Raw genomic sequence first — 20,307 nt, forward strand, 5'->3', positions numbered from 1 at the left:
CAAAAACAACCAGTATAAAAATACGTAGCGTCGGGCCATCGATCAAGCCCTGTTATGAGGCGTGCATAAATGTATTCCTGCCCCGAAAAAACAACACAATTCTACTGTCATTGGACTTTGCCATTGTGAACTAAATTCACTCAACAACTTACCGGAACAACCCTGGGCGATTGACAGCCCCGTGTTAATTGAAGTTGCTCCCTTTCCCGTATGGTGCCCGATATAGTGAAATCCATGGGTTCCGGACAGGGGGTTCAGCTACCACTGCTGCAGAGGGTAACACCGCAAAAAGTGAAAACTCTGGCCTCTGCCACAGCCGGCCTCGTGCTGGGTTCGGTAGCCACTGCCGGAGCATACGCCTGCGGTCTGGTATCAGGGTTTACCTGCGCTCAAACACTTGTTTCCACACCTCAACGCTCCGTTGAAACCGATGAAGAGCATGCCAACCCTGTTAAAGCCAAAAACATAATGCCTGGCTGGACGCGGAAGGAGAATTATCTTCAGTTCCGTGAACGACGTGATCGGACCACAAAGATGTATGAGCATGGTTGGGAGAAATACTTCAGGGAAAATGTACCTGAATGGTCATTCTCCCACGCAAAAAGTACTCCTTACTCCTACACTCTGAGTGCCTTCTTCGAGTGGCAACAGGACAATGACAAGAAGCTCTCTTGTCATGATCGGGAAATGCCTCTCGGGAGACAATAAAGAGACCAGCGACGAATTCTGATCAGAAATCAGCGGATGGCCTCTTGATAACCATCCAACCGAAAGCAGTATGAAGGAATACATACTGGTTTCGTTCTTCTGAGGTAGTAGAATGACGAACGCACGCCCCAATGCTTTAAGCCTTGCCGTGGCCTTTGCCACCAGCTCTTTCATCATGGGTACACAGGCACTGCCCGAGCGCAAACTGCAGACAATATCTGTCGATATTCAGGACAAGGGACATTACGAGTTTGTCCAGAGTGAGGTCATCGTTAAGCCCACTTTAGGTGATGACCAACAGCCAATACCCAAATCCTTTACCACCACCTACCCTGATCTGTCGACATTCAGAGCAGTCTATACCGGCCCTGGCATTAGCTTTACAGACATTCTTTCCGTCACTGATGGTAGCGTTTCCAGCGTTGACCTGTTTGAAACAGACGAAAATGACATTGCTCAGAAGTACACCAAACTCCTGAAGATCGGTGATGAGGGTGTCTTCAGGTTCACCCATAACCTTGCAGAAAAGCAACTGGTCATTGAAGTCAGAAGCGGCATGACCGATCAGGATTCAGTTAAGGCTGTTCGTGATCAATGGAGTGGCGTCCAATCTTTAGAACCGTTAACGAAAATCGCCAGTCCCCCACAACTGTCAGCATTGCTGCAAGGTGCCGATCACAGAGCAGGATACCTCGGCACCCGTGATGACTTTGTGCCCCTTGCCATCATTGAAGTAGAAAAAGTTGAAGTGTATGAGCGTACCTTCATGCGTCTTATCGCTGCAGGTGATCAGCCTCCTGAGCTGAAACGCCTGGGTCAATCACTCTTTATCAATGATGATGCTCTCCTGGCAGCAGCCACCTCTGCCTATATCCAGGTTCATGTCCTGAGAGAGGATATACAACAGCAGGCTCTTAATGAATTGTTAGCACACAGCAAACCCGTCGGATACGTTGTCCAGGTCGAGGATGACACACAGGTTTATCCTGTGCCTGCGGGTTATCCAAAACTGGAAGTGACTGGTGAGACCCGGGGGGGGATTATTGTTTTCCGTGGTCAAAAACAGAATCCGGCCCAAGCCGCTTTAGTGGAACGCCTATTCAGACTCTGGCAAACATCGGGTCATACTCATGAGTCTGAAGCACAAGTATCAACCCGGATTAAAAAAAGGATGCTCAATAACTACCAATACATCATTCGAAGCAGGCAGATGGCAATACTGGAGGAGCTAGCTGTACAGGGCGGGATTGAACTTGAAGATAAGGTAGAAAGGCTGCTTACGCTTGCATACTATGAATCTCTCGAGCAGGCATTAACCAATGCTGCTCCACCCTATGAGGTAGATGAGTTTGAATTCACAGTAAGACACATCAGGGTGGCTTCGTCGGTCGTCACGTCAAGCTGGGTACATAATCAACTCTTCAGACACTTCGGTTTCAACCCCGTACTTAGAAATCTTCTGAACAATCAGCTCTTTATTCACAGTATTCATCGAGTGATACCTGCTATCAGCAATATCAACCAAGTGCAGGATGATGCTCCCGGGGACGATAAACAGTTTGCTTCCAAAGTTATAAACAACATTTCCAGACAGCTGATGGAGATGGAAAACAAGCTGCTGGCTTTGCGGCAAAGAGAAGGCGATATCACCCAGCTCAGATACCTGATGAAGCTCGCAACGGAGAAAGCCGAGGCCATTGAAAAGGAAAAACTCGGACTGTTTCAGGATCGGCAACAACTGGAAACTAAGCTTGCACAGCATCGCAACAGGATGGATGCAGTGCAAGACCACATGGTGAAACTTCAGCAACAAGTCGAACAAATTCCAGAGCTTGAAAAAAAACTTCATATGGTCAGAGCCATTGCCAGAGAAAAGAAAAACCAGTTAGAACGACTTGAGCAGGAAGTCGAACGAATTCCAACGCTGGAACGAGAAGTTCAAGATGCCAGAGACGATGCCATAAGAGCTCGCAACGCTCAAACAGCAACAGAACTGGGTATTGACGACTGGGATGAGACTCAGCCGCTGGAATTACAAGCCAGACGCATCAGAGAAAAAATCCTTAAAATCAAGCCATTGGATGCCACAACAAGACAGCCTGCTGAAGAAGCTGCAAAAGCAAAGCAGGCGAACATTGGAGGCAAGCGCAAAATTACTTCAGTCAATGGAAACACTCTGGATGACCTTCAATCCACTCAAGAGCAGCTGGATCAAATCACCGGACTACCTGATGAGAAAGTCCGGGAAAAACTGGCTACCATTGAAGGTCAGCTCGGCCTGACTCCGAATCACGAAGAAGACCTTGAAGCTCGTCGCAAGGCGATTCAATGGAATCTTAAACGGCAGGCAATTGAGATTACTCAACAATATAAAGAGGAGCAACTGGAACAGGAAAGACCGGATGTCTGGTTACAAAAACTTCACCAGGCATTCGAACAAATTCCACAGCTGGAACAACAGGTTCGTGATACCGCAGCAGATGTCACAAAAGCCCGCAACACTAAAACAACAGATCTTGGTTTTGATGGCAGAGATGATACCCAGCCAATGGTTGCTGCAATGAGACAACCCGCGCAAGAAGCTGCAAACGCAAAGCAGGCGAACATTGGAGGTCAGCGCATCTTTACTTCAGTCAATGGAAACACTATGGGTCAACTTTATTCCATTAAAGATCAACTGCTTCAAATCGCTGGACTGCCCGATGAGAAAGCCCGGGAAAAACTGGCTAACATTGAAGGCCGACTCGGCCTGATTCCGAATATCGAAGATGACCTTAAAGCCCGTCAGCAGGCCATTAAGTGGGATCTTAAACAGCAGGAAATTGAGATTATTCAACAATATAAAGAGGCTCAACATGATCAGGAAAAACCGGAAGTCTGGTTACGAAAACTTCAGCAGACAATCAAACAAATTCCAAAGCTGGAACAACAAGTTCGTGATGCCGCAGCAGACGCCACAAAAGCCCGCAATGCACAAATAGCAGCAGAGCTTGGTATTGGTAACTGGAATGATGCCCTGTCACCAGAGGAACAAACGAGCATCATCAGCCAAAAAATTCTTGAAAACAAGCCTCCAGTACCCGCAACATCGATTATCGCAACACCGTTTGTCGCACCATCGGTTGTCGCACCCTCGGCTGTCGCACCCTCGGCTGTCGCACCCTCGCCTGTCGCACCCTCGCCTGTCGCGCCCTCGGCTGTCGCGCCATCGGTTGTCGCAACACCGTTTGTCGCAACATCGGTTGTCGCAACACCAGTTGCCAGAACATTGGTTGCCGCAACACCGGCTGCCATAACATCAATTCCCGCAAAAGACACAACAGAACACCCTGCGGAAGAGGCTGCAAAAGAAAAAATAGCGGCCATTGAAAGCAAACTCAATATTATTCCAGACAATGAAAATGATCTGGAGACCCGCCTTCAGTCCATTCATCAACAGCTGCAACATGAGCAAGGGCCAATCGGTCGTGTAACCCGGAATAATCTGGCTAACTTTGAAATTCAGCTCGGTCTGGTTCCGGATAATAAAAAGGACCCGCAAGTCCGTCACCAGGCTATCAGGGAGCAACTAAAAGAGCAGGTAGCTCAGATCGATCAAGAACTTTTTCAAGCTAAGGTTAAAGCCAGCTATGCAACCCTTGCCGCCTATTTAAACATTGAGAATTTTGGTAGCAGTGCAGATATTGAGGATCAGGAACAGCGCCTGCTTCAAAAACTTACAACAATGGATGCTGAACATAAAATTCTGCATAAGAGCCTGAAGACATTGAGAGATCAAAAGGATTTAGAGGACTCTTTCACCTATGCCAGAAAAGCCGCTCTGGCAGAGGTTCTTGGTATTGACCTAAATAAAAACAGCAAACTGGAAGACCGGAAAACCCTGGAAAGAACGGTACATGTCAAGCTCTTCGAGCTTGCAAAGCTGGAAAAAGAACTGAAAGACATCAGAACACCAGGCCACCCTGAAGCGATGCCTGAAGTCCTTGAGACACTGAGTAATGTGGAAATAGCCCTTGAGATGCGTAACCTTGATGAAAGTAACGATGTATATCTCCGTCGCCAGGCCATTTCTGATGACATGCAGGCATTCATCAGAGATGCCAGACAGCGGACAGAGGAAGAGGCCCTCAGCCTGCTGAAAGCCGCAGAAGAAATACTCAACATCAAAGTCAATGAAGAGGATGACAAAACAACAAGACTCACCAAAATTTATAGAATACTTTACATCGGTGACCTCCCGGACAAGCTGCTGGATGAGTTAGACAATAACCTCTGGGCTTATAAAATCACGGCCCGGGGCGAGAAGAATCTCAAACTCCTTAAGCTTCTTGCACATCTTCACTATAAAATCGAAGACCCGGGCCCGGGTAAGCATGCCACAGAACAACAGATAGCTCTGCTGGAAGCCGTAGAAGAAATACTTAATATCAATTTCGATGAAGAGGATGACAAAGCAGCGAGACTTGCCTGGGTCCATACAGTGCTTGACGACGGCGATATCTCAGAAGATACGCTGGACCGCATAGGTCAAGCCCTCTGGAAAGGAGACAGCACAGCCCTGAGCGAGAGGGATCTCAAACTCAAGAAGCTTCGTGCGGTTCTAGCCTATAAAGTTGAGGATTGGTACCTGGACAAGCACGCCAAAGAACAACAGACATGTTTGCTTGCAGCCGTAGAGGAGAAGCTGAAGATCCACCCTCATGAATATGTTGCTGCTAAAGAAAGGGGCGAAGCTCTCACCGCGAAACTGGCCAAAGATCTGAATATCGCATTTGCAGAAGATGACAATCTGTCTGATCAAAAGGATGCTCTAAAAGCCAAAGTTCAGGCATTAATGGATGAATTCGACGAAGCTTCTGACGATGAAGGTGTCAGAAGAGCCAGAAACAATGAACTGGCCCATCAACTCAGCATTAAGGACTATGAAGAGGATGCCACTATCAACAATCAGAACAGTCTGATTGAAGCAAAACTCAAAGAGCTGTATGAAGCAATTTTCAATGCAGGTCAGCCTGACATTAATGAGCGTATCGCAACCATTGAAAATGATCTTGACAAGCAAATGGCTCGCTTGGGATCTAAACCCCGATACGCTCTTGATCGTGAGCTAGCCAGAGCCAAAGGAGACATAGAAAAAGCTAAAAGTGAGTTGGAGTCAATCCATCGCAAACTGGATGCTGTTTATGGTAAACAAGCGGCATTCGCACATTCTGGTGACACCCCCTCTGACACGGATTATGCAGCCACTGATGGTCAGGTTGAAGTCGATCACGCTAAGGGCGAAATGCCTGCCATCAGGAGAAAGTACACTCAGGTCACGAATTTCCTGCGAGAGCAAGATTTGCGAGAAATGGAATTGGCAGCCTATGCAAAAGTTGAAGAAAAACAGGCACAAGAGGATCTGAACAACAAAAATCAAGACATTGACGAGAGCCCTTTGCAGAATTTAGTAGCGAACCGGAAGCAAGCTCTGTTATCAGAAGCACAGGAAGCTATGGAGGATCATGAGGGGAGTCTTAAAGTCATTGAAGATGCCATGGGTCTCAAACCAGACTCTACCGCTAGCTATGATACCCGGATTGATGCCCTCAGAAAGAAAAAGCTGGAACTATTCGGGGATGATGGTAGTGGCGGCAAAATCCTGCAACTGATCCGGCAACAGGAGCGTCTGAAAAAAGAAGCAGTAGTCAAAAAAGCGAATATAGAGAACATGGAGCAAGTTCTGGAAGCTGCAGAGGAAGTTGTCAGAAATGAGGGTGGCCCCTTCCAGTACACGCCGGGACAGGCAGAAATACTCGCCAATATGTACGCCTTCATTCGAGCGCACTCTCTCAAGAAGCAGGCCCTGGAAGCCGCAATGGGTCTGGCACACTCAGCAGAACTGAGTGATAAACCAGTACCCGATCTTCTGACTTTTGACTTTGACGATGAATGGGCACCTGTTCACTTGCAGGCATCGGTCGGCAACGATCTAACGTTTGATCAGGCCAGACGAATGGTAGAAGTCTTCAAAAATCTGAAGACGACATTCACGTCCGGGCCTGAAGCAGGTCCGTCTCTGAGCCCTCTGAAAGAAGCCCGGGATCTGGCAAACAGGGCAAGGATTTATATTAAAAGCGGGCCACAACAGTACGACGATGAAATCCACGGTATGGGCGAAGCCGCTATTTACTTCGTCGATTGTGAGGCAAGGGATCTGAAAGGCTTCTCGGAATACTTCGCTGCCCGTTCTGCCAGTGGTAACAAGATCATAACGCTATTGCGTGAAGGTCTGATCAGCAAGGTTGAACTGGAGAACTACATCACGGCCGTCAGAAGTGTCGACGGTTATCAGACAGTGGATGAATTTGAGCACTTCCTGGGCTATGGACATGGAATCAAAGTGGCTGATTTCAAGGCTGTTGTCCGGATGCTGTCCGATGAGGGTGTTAAGGAATTCATGCAGAATGCCTTTACTCCTATGCCCCTGACTGGCCCGGCGGGTATGAAGGAGTCTGTTGCCGGCATGAAAGAGTACGCAGCTTCTGTTATCGCCAACTACGTTCTTGACGATATCGCCTTTGAAAACGGCCGCAAGACGGCTGCATTCCTGACCAATGTTCAGGATACCCTGACACCTTATGCCAATGCTGCTGGCATGTCTGAATCAGAGCTGATCCAGATTATCCATGGCACACTGATGCAGACTCATGCCGCAGCCGTTGAGCGGCAGCTCAATGATTACTGGATCAAGCCTTCGGCCTCGCTGGTGCAGGCGGTCACCTGGTACTTCTCCAGCTACAAACCTCTACTGGTGACATATACCGCCAGGCATGCTGCCAGAGTGTCCCTCGCAAACATGGCGTTTCTCTACCTTCTGGATTTGACCAACAGGGGTGATTACCTGCACCGGATGCCAACACCTTTCCAAAACTGGTTAGAACGCTACGGTGTTGACCTTGACCGAACTGACCAATATGCCTACCACAGTGGCATTGAAAAAGTCTCTGAAGTGGGTGGGCTGGCAATGCCATTGGGTAGGGCCGCTTCCTCAGTCATCCTGCTGAAAACCGGCTCTTTACTGTTTGCCAGACAATACAACGCGAACCCCTACATGTATCGCAACATTTTCCGTCTGGTGCCCGATATAGTGAAATCCATGGGGTCCGGACAGGGAGTTCAAATACCGCTGCTGCACAGGATGACACCCGAAAAAGTGAAAACTCTGGCCTCTGCCACAGCCGGTCTGGTGATGGGTCCGGTTGCCACGGCCGGAGCATACGCCTATGGTATACTATCCCGGTATACCTATGCGCAAACGTTCGGGTTTGCTCTGGCGTCGAGTCTCACTTTCGACTTTTTCATGAACGACAACAAGATGCTGACTCAATGGCTGGGTGGCCCCCTGGGCCGAAGTCTTGACACCATCAACCGCTGGCGAGGAGTCGGTGAAACCGGCGATAACTATGCGAAACGTACTGCCATTGCTACACCTCAACGCTTCAATGAAACGCATGAAGAGTACGCAGGCCGCGTTAAAGTAAACAACATGATGCATGGCTGGACTCGAAGCGAAAATTATCTGCAGTTTCGTGAACGCCGTGATCGCACCATGAAGTTGTTTGACAATGGCTGGGAGAAATACTTCAGGGAAAATGTGCCTGAATGGTCATTCTCCCATGTAGAAAGTATTCCCTACTCTTACACTCTGGGTACCTTCTTCAACTGGCAACAGAGCGACGATAAGAAAGTTTCTGGTCATGATAAAAAAATGCTTCTCAAGGGAGACGATAAAGTGACCCGCGACGAACTCTGATATCAGAAATCAGCGGATGACCTTTTCACAACCATCCCAACGAAACCAGTTTAAAGGAATACATACTGGTTTCGTTCTTCTGAGGCATTAGAATGACGAGCGCTCACCCCAATGTATCAAGCCTTGCAGTAGCCGTTGCCATCAGTTCTTTCGTCACGGGTACACAGGCACTGGCGGATCGCGGGCTGCAGACAAAGTCTGTCGATATTCAGAGCAACGGACATACAGAGTTTACCCGGAGTGAGGTCATCGTTAAACCCACTTTAGGTGATGACCAGCAACCTGTTTTCCAATCCTTTACCACCACGTATCCTGATCAGGCTCCGGCCAGAGCGAGCTATATCGGCGCTTCTATAAGCTTTACAGACATTCTTTCTGATATTGATAGTGTTGTATCCACTGTTGATCTGTTTGAAACAGGTGAGAATAACGTCGCTCAGAAATACACCAAAGTCCTGAAAGTGGCTGATGAGGGTGTCTTCAAGTTCTCCCATAACCTTGCAGAAAAGAAACTGGTCATTGAAGTCAGGGGCGGAATGACCGACCAGGATTCAGTTAAGGCTGTTCGTGATCAATTAATGGGCATTGAATCATTAGAACCGTTAACGGAAATCGCCGGACCCGGACAACTGTTCGGAGTCCTGAAAGGTGCAAATGACAGAGCAGGAAACCTTGGCACAAGTGATCACTATGTCGCCCTTGCCACCATCGAAGTAGGAGCCGTTGAAGTAAACGAGCGCACCTTCATGCGTCTTATCGCTTCCGGCGATCAGCCCCCCGACCCGGGACACCTGGGTCAATCAATCTTTGTCAACGACGAGTCCCTTTTTGCAGCCGCCACCTCAGCCTATATCCAGGTTCATGTCCTTGGAAAGAATTTACAACAGAAGGCACTTAATAATCTGTTAGCACACAGCAAACCCGTCGGATATATTGTACACATTGAGGATGATACACAGGCATATCCTGTGCCTGCGGGTTATCCAAAGTTGGAAGTGGTAGAGGACCCGGGAGAGATTATTGTTTTCCGTGGTCAGATACCGAATCCGGGCGATGTCGCTTTTGTGGAAAGACTCTTTACACTCGACGAAGAAGCTGTCATTGATGACTCTCCTTTTCCAGTGATAGCAAAGGTTAATAAAAACAAGGTCAAAAGCTATCAGTACACCCTTCGTAGCAGGCAGATGGCGCTGCTGGAGGAGTTGGCTGCACAGCCCAATGCAGAACCCGACCCTCATAAACTGATGAAGCTTGCGGACTATGAATACCTCCAACAGGCATTGAGCAGTGCAATTCCAGATCGAGCAGATGAATTTCAGTTCTCATCTGCAAATATCAAAGTCGCTGCAAGGATCATCACGCCAAACTGGATGGAGGCCCAATTCGTAAAACACTTCAGCTTCAAACCAAAACTTAGAGATTTTCTGACTAATGGGTATTTTGTTCAGAAACTTATGCCTCTTTTACCCTCAGTGATGGTCGGGGCCTTTGACAGAGACGAAACGTTTGCAACCAAAATCATGGACGACATGACCAGACAACTGATTGAGGTGGAAAACAAGCTGAAAGAACTACAGAAAGAGGAAATCAGGCTCATCCGGTTTAAATATGCGTTGCAGCACGAATTGGATAGAGCCGATGCCAGCGAGCACATGAAACCGGAAGTACAAGAACGCTATCGGAAAGTTGAGGATAAACTTGCAGAGATTCTTGTTAAGCAGAAAGGTCAGAGAGACCTGCAAGAGAAAATGATGCAGGAAGTCGAGCGAACTGCTCTGCTGGAACAACAACTTCGTAATTCCAGAAAACAAGCCAAAAAAATTCACATTACTCAACTGGCAAAGGAGCTTGGTATTGATGACTGGGATGATACCCAGCCACAAGAAAAGCAAGCCAGACGTCTCTTGGAGAAAATGAATGATATGTGCAAAGCAGTTATCGTGGCACTTACCGCAACAGGACAACCTGACGAAGAAGCTGTAAAAACAAAAGTGCCGATGATTGAAAGCCAGCCCGGTCAACAACGTACTCAACGACAAAGCATCAGCACAGAGACGGAAAAAATAGATAAAATCAAAGCCTGCTTTGCAATCACTGCTTCACATTTAAACCTCAAGACATTTGATGGCAATGCAGATATTAAGACTCAGCAAAAAGTTCTGCTTCAGAGAGTCAGGGCACTGGATGCTCATAGACAGACAATCATGGCGCTGAATGATCGTCAACATCAACCGCTTCAAAGACTTCTCACAAAGAACATTCAAGACGGAGAAATGAAGGTTCAGGATTTACAGGCAAAATTTGTTAAAAGCGGTCTTGATGAAGCTGAAATCAGACTCATGCAAGCTACTGTGGCAACAATTTATGGTACCGCACCGGACCCGGACAGCACACCAGAGTCTCGCAGAGAATTCATGGAAACTATCCAGTTCAATATCAGGAAACTTGAAGTTCTGGAAGATGAACTGGAACTTATCAGAACACCTGTCCACTCAGCCGGGCCTGAAGTGCTTGATAAACTCAGTGCCGTGGAAAAAGTCCTGGGCATGCCCAGTAACGAGTACGATGTGTATTACCGTCGTCAGGCCATTGCTGAGGTAATGCAGTCACACATCACAGCCGCACAGCGCGCAGAAAAAGAGATCCTGGAATTACTGAAGGGCTCAGAGAAAACACTCGAAATTGAAGTCAATAAAGGCGATAACAAAGTAACAAGACTTAGCAAGGTTCACAGGACACTGCTCGAAGATGATATCCCGGAAAACAAACTGGATGAGATAGGAAATAACCTCTTTAAACCAGGCAGCATAACTCTGAGTGCAGACAAGCAAGAAAAAATTAATCTGCTTAGTACACATTTTAGAGGTCATATCTTAAACGAGTTTGAGTCCCCCTTAAGACTACAGAAAAGGTTACTTCAAGCTATAGAGACCGGACTGAAGATTGACAAGAATGAAAACGTTGCTGCCAAAGAAAGAAGCAGGGATTTCATTGCTAAACTGGCCTGGAATCTAAAAGTAGAATTAAAAAAAGATACCAGTCTTAATGAACAGAAGGATGCTCTGAAAGAAAAAATTTGGGCATTAATGGATGATTTATACGAACACAATGTCGATGAAGCTATCAAAAGAGATATAAACAATAAAATTGCTCACCAACTCGAGATTGGGGACTATCAGGATGATGCCCCCATGGAGGATCAGCTCAGTGACATCGCAGCAAAACTCATAGGTTTGGCAGAACAAGTAAACGAAGCGGGTCACCCCAATGTCAACGAACGTATCGCAGCCATTGATGCTGAGCTTGACAGGCAACTCGCTCGTCTGGGGCCTAAACCTCGATACGTTCTTGAGCGTGAGGTCGCCAGAGCCAGACAAGCAGTAAGAGAAGCTGAAGATAAGTCGGAAGCGGTCTATCGCAAACTAGATGATGTTTATCACAAAAAGGGGCCTGTTTCTGCTGACGTCGACCCTGTCACGGGTGAAGACATGATAGCGCCTGATCGGGTAGTGAAAAAAATTCAAACCAGCCTGGGTCTGACACTGGGTGATGAGCAAACCACTGGAGACCGAATAGACGACATCAACACCATCGTTCATGGTTGGGATGAAGTCGATGAAGTTGATCAAACAGCGGGGGGCGAACTGCCTCAAACCAGGAAAAAGTACGCTGATGTCACAGAATTCCTGCGTGAGAACGACTGGAAAAGTGTAGAAGTGACCAATAGACGGCAAGAAGAGTGGAACGCACAAAAGTTTCTCGATCGTAAAAAACTGGAGATTGAAGATATTGGTAACACAGATGAGAAGACTAAAACCAAACGTAAGCAGGAAATCGCCAGACTGGGTTTAATCCTGAAGCGAAGAAGTGAAGCTTTATCAAAAGCAAAAGACGCTCTGACGGATTATCATAAAACCTTTCTTGACGTCGCTGAAGATGCTGTTGGCATTGAACCAGCCCCTTCTGATACCTATAAAGACCGGATCAAGACCCTGAGAAACAAACGTCTGGAGCTGGGCGGGAATGATGGAAAGGGTGGCAAGATCCGGCAACTGGTTCAGGAAAAGGCCCGACTTGAAGCTGAGCTTGAGACCATAAAAGCAGACATCGGGAGAATGAAGGAAGTCCTGAAGGCTGCCGAAGAAGCCGTCGAAAATGACGGCGCCCCATTCCAGTACACGCCCGGACAGGCAAAAATACGGGCGGATTTGCATGCTTACATTCAGGGGGAATCTCTCAGGAAACAAGCTCTTGAAGCCGCAATAGGTCTGGCAGAATCAGCAGTAAAAAGCGGTAAGACAATCCCCTGCCTGTCAACTTTCGATTTTGACGATGAATTTGCACCGATTCGCTTGAAGGTATTGGCCGGAAACGATCTGACGCTTGATCAGGCCACCCGGATTGTCGAAGTCCTCAAAAATCTGAAGGCAACATTCACATCAGAGTCTTCAGAAAACCAGACTCTGAACCCTCTGGAAGAAATTCAGAAGCTGGCCTTCCGGGCGAAGATTCACATCGGAACCGGGACACAAGAGTACGACGATGAAATCCACGGTATGGGCGCAGCAGCTATTCACTTCGTCGAGCATGAACAAGGGGATCTGAAAAGCTTCCCGGAATACTTCGCTACTCACTCTGCCAGTGGTAACAAGATCATCACTCTATTGCGTGAAGGTCAGATCAGCCAGGTTGAACTTGAACACTACATGAAAGCCGTCAGAGGTGTCGACGGTTATCAGACAGTGGATGAATTTGAGCACTTTCTTGGTTATAAACACGGCGTCAAGGTGCCTGATTTCAGGCAGGTTGTCCTGATGCTGCCGGACGAGGGTATTGAGGAGTTTGTACAGGATACTTTTACTCCTGTGACCGTGGCCACCTCTGCCCCGGCAGGTATGCAGGAATCAGTTGCCGGCATGAAAGAGTTCGCAGCTGCTGTCATTGCCAACTATGTTCTTGACGATCTTGCCTTTGAAAACGGTCGCAGGACGGCAGCATTCCTTACCAATGTTCAGGATACCCTGACACCCTACTCCCATGCTGCCGGAATATTTGAATCAGAACTGATCCAGACTATCCATGGCATATTGATGCAGGTTCATGTTGCCGCTGTTGAGCAACAGCTCAATGAAAACTGGGTCAAACCTTCAGCCTCCCTGATACAGGCGGCAACCTGGTACTTCACCCACTACAAACCGCTACTGGTGAGCCACAGCGCCCCGGAGGCTGCCAAATTGTCCCTCTCAAGCATGGCTTTCCTCTATCTTCTGGATCTGACCAACCGGGGCGATTACACGCACAGGATGCTCACACCTTTCCAGCACTGGTTGGAACGCTGCAGTGCTGACCTTGACCGAACCGGCCAATATATCTACCACAGCGGCATTGAAAAAGTCTCTGAAGTGGGTGGGCTGGCAATGCCATTGGGCAAAGCTGCTTCCTCAGTCATCCTGCTGAAAACCAACTCTTTACTGTTTGCCAGACAATACAACGCCAACCCCTGTAGGTATCGCAACCTTTTCCGCCTGGTTCCTGAAATAGTGAAATCCATGGGTTCCGGACAGGGGATTCAGATACCCCTGCTTTACAGGATCACACCTGAAAAAGTGAAAACACTGGCCTCTGTCACAGCCGGCCTCGTGCTGGGTCCGGTTGCTACTGCCGGATCATACGTCCACGGACTTGTATACGGATTTACCTACGCGCAAACCTTCGGATTGGCCCTGGCGTCGAGTCTCACTTTCGACTTTTTCATGAACGACAACAGGATGCTCACACAATGGCTGGGCGGACCTCTGGGGCGAAGTCTCGACAAGCTTAATCGCTGGCGGAGCACGGGTGAATCGGAATATGGCTATGTGAAACGTACAGCTATTGCCACGCCTCAACGCTTCAATGAAACGGATGAAGAGTATGCAGGCCGTATTAAAACAAACAATGTAATGTTTGGCTGGACACGGAGTGAGAGTTATCTGCAATTCCGTGAAAGACGTGATCGCACCATGAAGATGTTTGACAATGGCTGGGAGAAATACTTCAAGAAAAGTGTGCCTCAATGGTCATTTTCCCATGCAGAAAGTATTCCTTACTCCTACACTCTGGGAGCCTTCTATGGATGGCAGCAGAGCGGTAATAAGAAAGTTCATGCTCATGATAAGAAAAATGCTCCTTAAGAGAGACGATAAAAAGACCGGCGACGAATTCTGATATCAGCAATCAGCGGATGAACTCTTCATAAAGAAACGAAACCTACCATACTGATTTAGTTCTTCTGAGGTAGTAGAATGACAAATGCCCGTCACAATGCATTAAGCCTTGCTGTGGCCATTGCCATCGGTTCTTTCATCGTCGGTACACAGGCACTGGCCGATCGCAGGCTGCAAACAAAGTCTGTGGATATTCAGAGCAATGGACAGGCGGAATTCACCCAGAGTGAGGTCATCGTTAACCCAACATTGGATGATGACCAGCAGCCAATCCCTAATTCCTTTACTACCACCTACCCTGATCAGGCTGAAGCCAGAGCGGGCTATGTCGTTCCTTCTGACGGCTTTACAGACATTCTTTCTGGTATTGAGGGTGGCGTTTCCGTAGTTGACCTTTTTGAAACAGACGACAATGACGCTGCTCTGAAGTACACCAAAGTCCTGAAGGTCGGTAATGAGGGAGTCTTCAGGTTCACTCATAACCTTAAAAAAAATAAACTGCTCATCGAAGTCAGGGAAGGAATGACACATCAGGATTCAATCAGGGCTGTTCGCGCTCAATCAGACAACACCCAAACATTAGATCCGTTTACGAAAGTTGCCAGCCCCGAACATCTCGCTGGAGTGCTAAAAAGCGCCAGGGAAAGAACAGGAAAACTTGGCGAAGTAGATAAATTTGTTGCACTTGCCAACCTCGAAGTAGACAAGGTTGATGTAAGAGGGCGCACCTTTATGCGTCTTGTCGCTGTCGGCGACCCTCCTCCTGAACTGCAGCGCCTGGGTCAATCGATCTTTGTTAATGATGAAGCTCTTTTAGCAGCAGCCACCTCTGCCTATACCCAGGTTCATGTTCTGGGAAAAGAATTACAACTGTGCGCTCTGGAAGATTTTTTGTCATACGATCAACCCGTCGGCTATGTTATACACGTCGAGGATGAGACACAGATTTATCCTGTTCCTGCTGATTATCCAAAACTGGAAGTGACTGAAGCTCAGGGGAAGATTATTGTTTTCCGTGGTCAGAAACAGAATCCAACCGATATAGCTTTTGTGGAAGGTCTCCATGACATCTGGGCAGGACTTTCCGATTGTGATGATGAGCCGATTTTACAAGTTAAAAAAGACAATGTCAGAAGCTACCAGTACATCATTAGAAGCAGACAGATGGCACTGCTGGAGGAGTTAGCCTTACAGCACAATACCGGACTTAACAAAGGTAGACAGTACGATCAAAAACTGGAGTCGCTTGCATACTATGAACATCTTCAGCAGGCATTGACAACTGCTACTTCAGATGGAGCAGATCAATTTGAATTCACAATACCACACATCACATTCGTTTCGTCGTTTATCACTCCTACCTGGGTGCATATGCAACTGGTAAAACACTTCGGCTTCAAACCTGTACTTAGAAATTTTCTGACTAACCGGGATTTTATTCATGATATTCACGAACGTATTCCCACTATCACCAAAATGTCTGGCGATCCTTTTGACGATCTTTTTGACGAAGACGGCAGCTTTGCTTCCAGGGTCAATGACAACTTTGCCGGTCAGCTGCTTGAGATGGAAAACGAGCTTTACGAGCTAAGCAAACGGTTACAGCGCAGAGCACAAATAGCCATTGGTAGTGATGAAGAAAAACTGAGAACCCCACAACTCAGGCCGGAAGTTGACGATGAGATTATGCAGCTTCGTCAAGACCTGGAACAAAAGACAAACCTGATACATAGACTTCAGAAAGAAATCGATCGAACAAACCCACAGCTGGAACGCAAAGTCCTTGATGCCAGAGCGAAAGCCAGAAAGATTCGCAACCTTGAACTAGCCATTCAGCTTGGTATGGATGACTGGGATGATACTCTGCCACCAGAACAGCAAGCCGAACTCATCCGCATAAAAATTCATGAAATCAAACAGGCGATTGCTGCCGCAGGGCAGTTTGATGATGAGGCTGCAAAAGAAGCTGCAATCAAAGCCATTTATACATCTTTTGCCGTGTATTTAAACATTCAGAATTTTGATGACAATACAAGTATTGACGTTCAGAAAAAATGTCTGATTCAAAAAATCAAGGCCATAAATTCTCAGGAACAGCTCCTGTCTCAAAAACTTAAGACAATGGATCTTCAACAGGACATCCTGATTAAGAGAATCAAGACACTGAGTAAGCAACAGGCTATTGAGAATTCTTACACTGAGGAAAGAAAATATGCTATAGCGGCGATTCTTGGTATACAGAGCGAAGATAACACACCAGAAGACCGCGAAACTCTGGAATCAACAGTGCGTATGAAACTCTTCGAGCTTGCAAAGCTGAAACAGGAACTGCAAGACATCAGGACACCCGGCCACCCCAGTGCCATGCCTGAAGTACTCAAGAAACTCAGTGTCGTGGAAGAAATCCTGAGTCCGGATCGCTCCTCTGAAAAGGACGATGTGTATCTCCGTCGTCAGGACATTTCTGATGACATACAGGCATACATCCGGGAAGCCGGACAACGGTCAGAGGAAAAGGCCCTGAAAATACTGGAAGCCATAGAAGCACTATTCAACATAAAAACCAATGAAAATGATGACAAAACAACAAGAGTTGACAGGATTCGTACAAGACTTAATGACGATAATCTTCCGAAATACATACTGAATGAGATGGCCAAAGCCCTCTGGGAAGATGACAGCACAGCTCTGGAGGAGAGAGATATCAGACCTGACAGGATTCGTAAGCGTCTTACTTTTAAAATCGAAAATTCGGATCAGCGAGCAAGAGAACGACAGGCAGATTATATTCTGGCTTTAGAGGACAGGCTAAACATCTACCCTCATGAAAACGTCCCAGCTAAAACAAGAGGTGAGGCTTTCACTACTAAACTGGCCAGTGATCTGGGGTTAAAATTTACAAAGAATGAGAACCTGTCTGACCGGAAGCATGCTCTGAGAGGCAAAATTCTGGCATTAATGAGAGAAGTAAACGAAATCTATGACGATGAAAGTATCAAAAGAATCAGAAACTATGAAATAGCTTGCCAACTCGGCATTAAGGGCTTTAAAGATAATGCCCCTTTCGACCAAAGTCTGATTGAAGCAAAACTCCAACAGTTGGATGACAAAGTTCTCAATGCCGGTCGGCCTGACGTTAATGACCGTATTGCAGCCATTGAAAATGAGCTTGACAGGCAAATGGCCCGCCTGGGACCTAAACCCCGATACGTTCTTGAACGTGATGTGGCCAGAGCCAGAAGAGACATAGAAAAAACTGAAAGTGAGCTGGAGGAATTTCGTCGCAAACTGGATGCGGTTCATAGTAAAGCAGTGCCGAATTCAGTACCGGAACAGAAAGAAACACTCGTATCAGATGACGCCCGGATTGTTGCCTTAAGAAACAAGCAGCTGGAGCTGTTCGGGGATGATGATACTGCCGACAGGATCCTGCAACTGACCCGGCAGCACGAATGTCTGGAAAGAGAAGTAGAAGTCAGGGAAGCGAATATAAAGAACATGAAGCAAGCACTGGCAGCTGCAGAACAAGCCATGGAAAATGAGGGCGGGCCCTTCCAATATACGCCGAAACAGGCAAACATACTGGCCCATTTACACACCTTCACTCAGGCACATCCTCTCAGGAAACAGGCTCTGGAAGCCGCACTGGGTCTGGCAGAATCAGCAAAACTGTGCGGTAAACCGGTACCCAATTTCCAGACTTTCGACTTTGACGATGAATTTGCACCCATTCGCCTGCAGGCAAAGGTCCCTGATCTGACATTTAATCAGGCCACCCGGATTGTGAAAGTCTTCAAAGATCTGAAGACGACATTCGCCCTCGAGTCTCCGGAAGATCAGTCTCTGAAGATTCTGGATGAGGTCCAGAATCTGGCGAGCCATGCGAGGGCTTACATTAAAACCGGGCCACAAGAATACGACGATGAAATATACGGCATGGGCGAAGCAGCCACTTACTTCGTTCAGCATGAGCAAGGGAATCTGAAAGACTTCTCGGAATACTTCGCTGTCCGTTCTGTCAGTGGTAACAAGATCATCTCTCTATTGCGTGAAGGTCTGATCAGCCAGGTTGAACTTGATCAATATCTAAAGGCCGTCAGAGGTGTTGATGGTTACCAGACAGTGGATGAATTTGAACATTTTCTTGACTACGGACATGGCGTCAAGGTGCCCCGGTTCAAAGCCGTTGTCCGGATGCTGTCCGACGAGGGTGTTGACGAGTTCGTACAGAGCGCTTTTTCTCCTGTGATCGTGACCGCCACTGAACCGGCAGGTATGAAGGAGTCTGTTGCCGTCATGAAAGAATATGTAGCTGCTGTCATCGCCAACTACGTTCTTGACGACATTGCCTTTGAAAACGGCCGCAAGACTGCAGCATTTCTTACCAATATTCAGGATACCCTGGCGCCTTACGCCAATGCCGTTGGCGTGTCTGAATCTGGGCTGATCAAGGCTATCCATGACACATTGATGCAGGCTCATGCCACAGCGGTTGAGCTAGAGCTCAATGATTACTGGATCAAACCTTCCGCCTTCCTGCTACAGGCAGTCACCTGGTACCTCTCCAGCTACAAGCCTCTACTGGTAACCCGGACCGCCCCGGAAGCTGTCAGGCTGTCTCTCTCAAACATGGCGTTCCTCTATCTTCTGGACCTGACCAACCGGGGCGATTACACGCACAGGATGCTCACACCTTTCCAGCACTGGCTGGAACGCTACGGTGTTGATCTTGACCGAACCGGCCAATATGCCTTCCACACCGGCATTGAACAAGTCACTGAATTGGGCGGACTGACAATGCCTTTCGGCAAAGCCGCTTCCTCAGTTATCCTGCTGAAAACCGGCTCTATGCTGTTTAACAGACAATACAACGCCAACCCCCATAGATATCGCAGCCTTTTCCGTCTGGTGCCCGAAATCGTGAAATCCATGACTTCCGGACAAGGAGTTCAGGTACCGCTGCTGCACAGGATCACACCAGATAAAGTGAAAAGCCTGGCTTCTGTCACAGCCGGTCTGGTGCTGGGCCCGGTAGCCACGGCCGGATCATACGCCCACGGCCTTTTATCTGGGTTTACCTACGCTCAAACCTTCGGATTTGCTCTGGCGTCGAGTCTCACTTTTGACTTCTTCATGAACGACAACAAGGTACTCGCTCAGTGGCTCGGCGGACCACTGGGCCGTAGTCTTGACAAGCTCAATCGCTGGAGAAGCGTGGGTGAAACGGAATCTGACTATGCGAAACGTGCTGCCACTGCCACACCTCAACGCTTCAATGAAACGGATGAAGAGTATGCCAACCGTGTTAAAGCAAACAAAGTGATGCATGGCTGGACCAGAAACGAGAATTATCTTCAGTTCCGTGAACGACGTGATCGCTCTATGAAGATGTATGAGCATGGCTGGGAAAAATACTTCAGGGATAATGTACCTAAATGGTCATTCTCCCATGCAGAAAGTATTCCGTACTCTTACACTCTGGGTGCCTTCTACGAATGGTTGGCAAAAGGGCATCTGTAGTGATTTCTTTCAGGTCGGGCCATCGATCAAACCCTGTTATAAGGCATGCATGAATGTATTCCTGCTCTGAAAAAACAA

The 20,307-nt window shown here is 47.6% G+C and carries 4 protein-coding genes; all 4 read left to right on the top strand.

The features are described 5' to 3' along the window. The first annotated feature begins 225 nt into the window (after positions 1-225). The 4 genes from KBW69_RS06985 to KBW69_RS07000 all read left to right on the top strand — a co-directional run bounded on the left by KBW69_RS06985 (position 226) and on the right by KBW69_RS07000 (position 20,229). Positions 226-708 carry a hypothetical protein gene (locus tag KBW69_RS06985; protein WP_257280425.1) on the top strand — a complete coding sequence of 161 codons (483 nt, stop codon included), beginning with the start codon at positions 226-228 and terminating at the stop codon, positions 706-708. Positions 709-820: 112 nt separating this feature from the next. Further along, positions 821-8,503, top strand: coding sequence for a hypothetical protein (locus KBW69_RS06990; protein ID WP_257280426.1), 7,683 nt, complete (start codon positions 821-823; stop codon positions 8,501-8,503). 92 nt (positions 8,504-8,595) lie between these two features. After that, complete coding sequence (locus tag KBW69_RS06995) at positions 8,596-14,676, top strand: hypothetical protein (protein WP_257280427.1); 6,081 nt, start codon at positions 8,596-8,598, stop codon at positions 14,674-14,676. 111 nt (positions 14,677-14,787) lie between these two features. Continuing rightward, a complete protein-coding gene (locus tag KBW69_RS07000; protein ID WP_257280428.1) occupies positions 14,788-20,229 on the top strand; it encodes a hypothetical protein in 5,442 nt (1,813 codons plus the stop codon). Positions 20,230-20,307: the final 78 nt, after the last annotated feature.

The organism is Endozoicomonas sp. ISHI1 (genome assembly GCF_024606225.1).
GTDB lineage: Bacteria > Pseudomonadota > Gammaproteobacteria > Pseudomonadales > Endozoicomonadaceae > Endozoicomonas_A.